The following is a 7138-nucleotide window of genomic DNA, read 5'->3' on the forward strand; positions in this document are numbered from 1 at the left end:
AGCGCGACATGACCCTGCGGCTGAAGTCCCTGCTGCTCGCCGCCCTGCTGGTGCTCGCGCCCGTCGCGTCCGCCGACGAGGCCCGCATCGACCGCCTGACCGACCTGCTCGTGCAGGCCATTCCCATGGGCAGCATCTTCGAAACCCTGGCGGACGAAGACCCGAACTGGCCGATGCAGGAGAAGCCCGGTGCGGTGACCAAGTCCCAGCTCGGCTGCCTGCGTGGCCAGCTCAGCGCCTCGGGCTACCGCCGCACCAAGCGCGCCGAGGTGGCCGAATACGCCAGCAAGAACGCCGGCCTGCTCGACCAGGACATCCGCGTGCTCAGCGAGGGCGGTGCCTTCCTGATGGGCAAGCTGATGCTGGCCGGCGTGGAGCAGGAGCGCACCGGCGTCGCCGTCAGCGAGGCCGAAGTGATGGGCCAGGCCACCCCCGAGCAGCTGATGTCCTTCATGAGCTTCATGACCGCCCCGGACTACGCGCCGCTGCGCCGGCTGGCCGGCATCGGCAACGCCTTCGACGCCAGCGCCACGGCCGAGGAGAACGAGGCCAGCGGCGAGGCGGCCGGCAGCGACATGGCCACCCGCGTGATGCTGGCCGCGATGTCGGCCTGCGACGTGCCCACGTCGGTGCTGTTCGACTAAGACCCGCCCCAGGCCGCCGGCCGGCGGCCCGCAACGAGAAAGACCATGCCCAAGCGCAGCGACATCCAGACCATCCTCATCATCGGCGCCGGCCCGATCGTCATCGGCCAGGCCTGCGAGTTCGATTATTCGGGGGCCCAGGCCTGCAAGGCGCTGCGCGACGAGGGCTACCGCGTGGTGCTGGTCAACTCGAACCCGGCGACGATCATGACCGACCCGGAGATGGCCGACGCCGTCTACATCGAGCCGATCAACGCCGCCACGGTCGAGCGCATCATCGCCAAGGAGAAGCCCGACGCGCTGCTGCCGACCATGGGTGGCCAGACCGCGCTCAACTGCGCGCTCGACCTGGCCGACGCCGGCGTGCTGGAGAAGTACGGCGTCGAGCTGATCGGCGCCTCGCGCGAGGCCATCCGCATGGCCGAGGACCGCGAGCTGTTCCGCGTGGCGATGCAGGAGATCGGCCTGGAGTGCCCGAAGGCCGAGGTGGCGCGCAGCTTCGAGCAGGCCATCGAGATCCAGGCCAAGGTCGGCTACCCGACCATCATCCGCCCCAGCTTCACGCTCGGCGGCAGCGGTGGTGGCATCGCCTACAACCGCGAGGAGTTCGAGGAGATCGTCAAGCGCGGCCTCGACCTCTCGCCGGTGGGCGAGGTGCTGGTCGAGGAGTCGGTGCTGGGCTGGAAGGAGTTCGAGATGGAGGTGGTCCGCGACAAGGCGGACAACTGCATCATCGTCTGCTCCATCGAGAACCTCGACCCGATGGGCGTGCACACCGGCGACAGCATCACCGTCGCCCCGGCCCAGACGCTCACCGACAAGGAATACCAGCGCCTGCGTGACGCCTCCATCGCGGTGCTGCGCAAGATCGGCGTGGACACGGGCGGCTCGAACGTGCAGTTCGGCATCAATGCCGAGAACGGCCGCGTGGTGGTGATCGAGATGAACCCGCGCGTGTCGCGCTCCTCGGCCCTGGCCTCGAAGGCCACCGGCTTCCCGATCGCCAAGGTCGCCGCCAAGCTGGCCGTGGGCTACACGCTCGACGAGCTGCGCAATGAAATCACCGGCGGCGCCACCCCGGCCTCGTTCGAACCGGCGATCGACTACGTCGTCACCAAGATCCCGCGCTTCGCCTTCGAGAAGTTCCCGGCCGCCGATGCCCGCCTGACCACCCAGATGAAGTCGGTGGGCGAGGTGATGGCCTTCGGCCGCTGCTTCAGCGAGTCGATGCAGAAAGCCCTGCGCGGCCTGGAGACCGGCAAGGTCGGCTTCGACCCGACCGGCGACGCCGCGCGCGGCGAGGAAGGCCTGCTCAAGATCCGCCGCGAGCTCAAGGAGCCGGGCCCGGAGCGCCTGTTCCAGGTGGCCGAGGCCTTCCGCGCCGGCCTGAGCGTGGAGGATGTGTACGGCCTGAGCTTCATCGACCCGTGGTTCCTCGACCAGATCGAGGACATCGTCAAGGCCGAGCAGGCCGTGGCCGCCGCCGGCCTGGCGGGCCTGGACGCCGCGCGCCTGCGCGAGCTCAAGCGCCTGGGCTTCGCCGACGCGCGCCTGGCCCAGCTGGCCGGCACCGACGAGACCGCCGTGCGCACCCTGCGCCGCGCCTTCGGCGTGCGCCCGGTGTACAAGCGCGTGGACAGCTGCGCCGCGGAATTCGCCACCCAGACCGCCTACCTGTACTCGACCTACGAGGACGAGTGCGAGGCCCTGCCGTCGAGCCGCCGCAAGATCATGGTGCTCGGCGGCGGCCCCAACCGCATCGGCCAGGGCATCGAGTTCGACTACTGCTGCGTGCACGCCGCGCTCGCCCTGCGCGAGGACGGCTACGAGACCATCATGGTCAACTGCAACCCGGAAACGGTCTCGACCGACTACGACACCTCCGACCGACTGTACTTCGAGCCGCTGACGCTCGAGGACGTGCTCGAGATCGTCGAGGTGGAGAAGCCCGAGGGCGTCATCGTGCAGTACGGCGGCCAGACCCCGCTCAAGCTCTCGCGCGCGCTGGAGGCCAACGGCGTGCCGATCATCGGCACCAGCCCCGACAGCATCGACCTGGCCGAGGACCGCGAGCGCTTCCAGAAGCTGGTCGAGCAGCTGGGCATGCTGCAGCCGCCCAACCGCACGGCCCGCAACGCCGAGCAGGCCATCGCCCTGGCCAACGAGATCGGCTACCCGCTGGTGGTGCGCCCGAGCTACGTGCTCGGCGGCCGCGCGATGGAAATCGTCTACTCGGATGCCGACCTGGCGCGCTACATCCGCGAGGCCGTGCAGGTCTCGAACGACTCGCCGGTGCTGCTCGACCGCTTCCTCGACAACGCCGTCGAGGTGGACGTGGACATCATCGCCGACGCCTCTGGCAACGTGCTGGTGGGCGGCATCATGGAGCACATCGAGGAAGCCGGCGTGCACTCGGGCGACTCCTCGTGCTCGCTGCCGCCGTACTCGCTGTCGGCCGCGGTGCAGGACCAGCTGCGCGTGCAGGTGGCCGAGCTGGCCCGCGCGCTCAAGGTCGTGGGCCTGATGAACACGCAGTTCGCCATCGCCTTCGACGCCGAGGGCCGCGAGACGGTCTACCTGCTCGAGGTCAACCCGCGCGCCTCGCGCACCGTGCCCTTCGTGTCCAAGGCCATCGGCGTGCCGCTGGCCAAGATCGCCGCGCGCTGCATGGCCGGCAAGTCGCTGGCCGAGCAGGGCGCCACGAAGGAGATCGTGCCGGGTTACTACTCGGTGAAGGAAGCCATCTTCCCCTTCGCCAAGTTCCAGAACGTCGACCCGATCCTGGGCCCGGAGATGCGCTCGACCGGCGAGGTGATGGGCGTGGGCCGCACCTTCGCCGAGGCCTTCGGCCGCGCCGAGGAAGCCGCCAACATCAAGGCGCCGATGCCCGGCAAGGCCTTCGTCTCGGTGCGCGACCCGGACAAGAAGCGCCTGCTGCCGGTGGCGCAGGACCTGATCGAGCGTGGCTACACCCTGGTGGCCACGGAGGGCACCGCGAAGTTCCTGCAGGGCCAGGGCATCGCCTGCGAGCGCGTGAACAAGGTCATCGAGGGCCGCCCGCACATCGTCGACCTGATCAAGAACGGCGAGATCTGCTATATCGTCAACACCACCGAGGGCAAGCAGGCGATCGCCGACTCGTTCTCGATCCGGCGCGAGGCGCTGCAGCACCGCGTCACTTACTCCACCACGATCCCGGGCGCGCGCGCCCTGATCCGCGGCACCGACACGCGTGGCAACGCCCGCGTGTGGTCGCTGCAGGAGCTGCACAAGGAGCTTCACGGATGAGAGCCCCCCTGACCACCACCGGCGCCGCGCGCCTGCGCGAGGAGCTCGAGCACCTCAAGTCGGTCAAGCGGCCGGCGGTGATCAATGCCATCGCCGAGGCCCGCGCCCACGGCGACCTGAAGGAAAACGCCGAGTACCACGCCGCGCGCGAGCAGCAGGGCTTCATCGAGGGCCGCATCCAGGAACTCGAGTACACGCTCTCGCACGCCCAGCTGATCGACGTCTCGACCCTCAATGCCGGCAGCCGCGTGGTCTTCGGCGCGACGGTCGAACTGGCCGACTGCGACACCGGCGATGAAGTCACCTACCAGATCGTTGGCGACCTCGAGGCCGACATCAAGCGCGGCCTGATCTCGGTGTCCTCGCCGCTGGCGCGCGCCCTGATCGGAAAGCACGAGGGCGACACCGTCACCATCCAGGCGCCGGCCGGGGCCCGCGACTACGACATCGTCGGCGTGCGCTACGAGGGCTGAGCCCATGGCCGCCGCGCCGACCGAGCCCGCCGTCGCGCTGCTGCTGCCCGAACGCCGGCGCTTTGCCGGCCAGCCGCTGTCGCCCGCGACGGCGCGCCTTCTGGCCCGCGCCGATGCGCTGCCGCCCGCCGAAGCCGGCGAGCGCGCCCAGCTGCTGCGCTGGTTCGAGCTGCTGCCGCGTGGCTGGCCGGTGGCCGCCATCACCCGCCAGCGCGATGCCGGCGACGCGACGCTGCACAGCTGGCTGCGCGCCGACCCGGCCTACGTGCGCCCGGACATGACCGGCGCGCGCGTGCTGGCCATCGGCGAGCTGGGCCTTTCCCGCGACGAGGCCGAAGCGCTGGTGCAGCCGCTGCGGCCGCTGTTCGGCGACGCCGGCTTCCCGGTTTCGGCGCCGCATCCGGCGCGCTGGTACCTGGCGCTGCCGGTCGAGGCGCGCCTGCCGGCCTTCGCGCCGCCCGAGGCGGTGCTGGGCGACGACCTGTTCCTGCACCTGCCCGACGGCCCCGAGGGCCGCCGCTGGCGCGCCCTGCTCAACGAGGCGCAGGTGATGCTGCACAACCACCCGGTGAACGCCGCGCGCATCGCCGCCGGCAAGCTTCCGGTCAACAGCCTGTGCTTCTGGGGCGCCGGCCGGCTGCCCGACCACGTGCGCGCGCGCCTGCGCGACGTCGGGTCGGACGAAGCCACGCTGGCCTCGCTGGCGGCCCTGGCGCAGGCGCATCCGCAGTCCGGCGAAGGCCGCCTGCTCGACTTGCGTGCGCTGCGCGACTGGGCCGCCGTCGAGGCCTTGCTGCCGAACGCGCTGGCCGAAGCCGGCGAACGCGGCGTGCTGCTCGATTTCGCCGACGGCGCCGCCTGGTGGCTGCGCCCCGGCCAGCGCTGGCGCTTCTGGCGCCGGCCGCTGGCGGCGCTGGCGTGAGCACAGCCCTGCGCATCGTCCGTCGCGAGGTTCCCGCGCACGGCCCCTGGCCCGAGGCCGTGCCGCCGGTGCTGCAGCGGGTGTACGCGGCCCGCGGCATCACCGAACCTGCGCAGGCCGAACTCAAGCTGGCCCGCCTGCTGCCGCCCGAATCGCTCGGGCGGGTGGGGCAGGCCGCGGCGCTGCTGGCCGAGGCCATCGCGCGCGATGCGCACATCGTGGTAGTGGGCGATTTCGACTGCGACGGCGCCACCGGCACCGCCGTGGCGGTGCGCGGCCTGCGCCTGCTGGGCGCGCGGCGGGTCAGCTACCAGGTGCCGCACCGCGTGACCCACGGCTACGGCCTGACCCCGGGCCTGGTGGACGACCTCGTCGCGCTCGCCCCCGACCTCGTGCTCACCGTCGACAGCGGCATCGCCTGCCACGCCGGCGTGGCGGCGGCGCGGGCGCGCGGCTGGCAGGTGCTGGTCACCGACCACCACCTGCCGGGCGAGACCCTGCCCGAGGCCGATGTCATCGTCGATCCGAACCTCGGCGACGACGCTTTCCCCAGCAAGGCCCTGGCCGGCGTGGGCGTGGTGTTCTACCTGCTGCTGGCGCTGCGCCGGCAGCTGCGCGAGTCCGGCGCGTTCGCCGGGCCCGAGCCCGACCTGTCGGTGCTGCTGGATCTGGTCGCCGTCGGCACCGTGGCCGACCTGGTGCCGCTGGACTACAACAACCGCCTGCTGGTGGCCGCCGGCCTGCGGCGCCTGCGCCAGGGCCAGGGCCAGCCCGGCCTGCGGGCGCTGATCGAGCTCGCCAGGCGCGACGAGCCCAGCCTCACCGCCTCGGACATCGGCTTCGCCATCGGCCCGCGCCTCAACGCCGCCGGCCGGCTCGAGGACATGGCCCTGGGCATCGAGTGCCTGCTGTGCGACGACCCGCACCGCGCCCGCGAACTGGCCGCCGTGCTCGACCGCATCAATGCCGAGCGCAAGGACGTGCAGCAGCAGATGGTGGACGCCGCCGAAGCGCTGGTGCAGCGCCTGCCGCTGGGCGAGGGCGAACTGCCGTCGGTGCTGTGCCTGCACGAGCCCGACTGGCATCCGGGCGTGGTCGGGCTGGTGGCCTCGAAGCTCAAGGACCGCCTGCACCGGCCGGTGCTGGCCTTCGCCCCGGCCGAGCCGGGCAGCGCGCTGCTCAAGGGCTCGGCGCGCTCGATCCCCGGCCTGCACCTGCGCGACGCGCTGGCCCTCGTGGATGCGCGCCACCCCGGCCTGGTCGAACGCTTCGGCGGCCATGCCATGGCCGCGGGCCTGAGCCTGGATGCCGGCAAGCTGCCGGCCTTCCGCGCCGCGCTGGAAACCGTGGTGGCCGGCCTGCTGGAGCCCTCGCTGCTGCGCGCGGAACTGGCCAGCGACGGCGAGCTCGCGGCAGGCGAGATCACCCGCGACCTGGCCGACCAGCTGCGCCTGGCCGGGCCCTGGGGCCAGGGTTTCCCGGAGCCGGTGTTCGACGGCGTGTTCCGGGTGGCCAGCTGGCGCCGCGTCGGCGAGCGCCACCTCAAGCTCGAGCTCGCACCCGAAGCGGGCGGGGCGGCGGTATCGGCCATCCATTTCGGCGGCTGGACAGGCAGCGCCCCGCCGCCGCGCGTGCACGCCGCCTACCAGCTCGAACCCGACGACTGGAACGGCCGGCGCGGCGTGCAACTCCTCGTTCGCCACCTCGCCCCGGCCTGAAGGCGCTTGTGTCTGGCTTTTGCCCTAGGGTTTGGGGTGAGAGCGGGGTGCGGGACGCCGCTGTTGCGCAGTGCTCGAAAGCACGGGTAGGAG

Annotated in this window: 5 protein-coding genes; all 5 read left to right on the top strand. The window is 71.8% G+C overall.

Annotated features, from left to right (window positions below; genetic code table 11):
* Window positions 1-8 precede the first annotated feature (8 nt).
* Genes ABS41_RS13000 through recJ form a run of 5 tightly spaced genes read left to right on the top strand, consistent with a single transcriptional unit; the run spans window position 9 to window position 7045 of the window.
* The gene (locus ABS41_RS13000; RefSeq protein ID WP_290595050.1) at window positions 9-644 is read left to right on the top strand and encodes a hypothetical protein; all 636 of its coding nucleotides are present in this window, start codon (window positions 9-11) and stop codon (window positions 642-644) included.
* A 45-nt stretch (window positions 645-689) separates the two neighbouring features.
* Complete coding sequence (gene carB / locus ABS41_RS13005) at window positions 690-3932, top strand: carbamoyl-phosphate synthase large subunit (RefSeq protein WP_290595051.1); 3243 nt, start codon at window positions 690-692, stop codon at window positions 3930-3932.
* Complete coding sequence (greA, locus tag ABS41_RS13010; protein WP_290595052.1) at window positions 3929-4405, top strand: transcription elongation factor GreA; 477 nt, start codon at window positions 3929-3931, stop codon at window positions 4403-4405. The genes carB and greA overlap by 4 nt, the downstream gene beginning before the upstream one ends.
* 4 nt (window positions 4406-4409) lie before the next feature.
* Complete coding sequence (locus ABS41_RS13015; protein WP_290595053.1) at window positions 4410-5327, top strand: phosphoglycerate mutase; 918 nt, start codon at window positions 4410-4412, stop codon at window positions 5325-5327.
* Window positions 5324-7045, top strand: coding sequence for a single-stranded-DNA-specific exonuclease RecJ (recJ, locus tag ABS41_RS13020; protein ID WP_290595054.1), 1722 nt, complete (start codon window positions 5324-5326; stop codon window positions 7043-7045). The genes ABS41_RS13015 and recJ overlap by 4 nt, the downstream gene beginning before the upstream one ends.
* The last annotated feature ends 93 nt before the right edge of the window (window positions 7046-7138 follow it).

Source organism: Arenimonas sp. SCN 70-307 (assembly GCF_001724815.1).
Classification (GTDB): domain Bacteria; phylum Pseudomonadota; class Gammaproteobacteria; order Xanthomonadales; family Xanthomonadaceae; genus Arenimonas.

Coding starts and splice junctions, on each gene's coding strand:
- ABS41_RS13000 (WP_290595050.1), top strand. CDS start 9: ATGACCCTGCGGCTGAAGTCCCTGCTGCTCGCCGCCCTGCTGGTGCTC.
- carB (WP_290595051.1), top strand. CDS start 690: ATGCCCAAGCGCAGCGACATCCAGACCATCCTCATCATCGGCGCCGGC.
- greA (WP_290595052.1), top strand. CDS start 3,929: ATGAGAGCCCCCCTGACCACCACCGGCGCCGCGCGCCTGCGCGAGGAG.
- ABS41_RS13015 (WP_290595053.1), top strand. CDS start 4,410: ATGGCCGCCGCGCCGACCGAGCCCGCCGTCGCGCTGCTGCTGCCCGAA.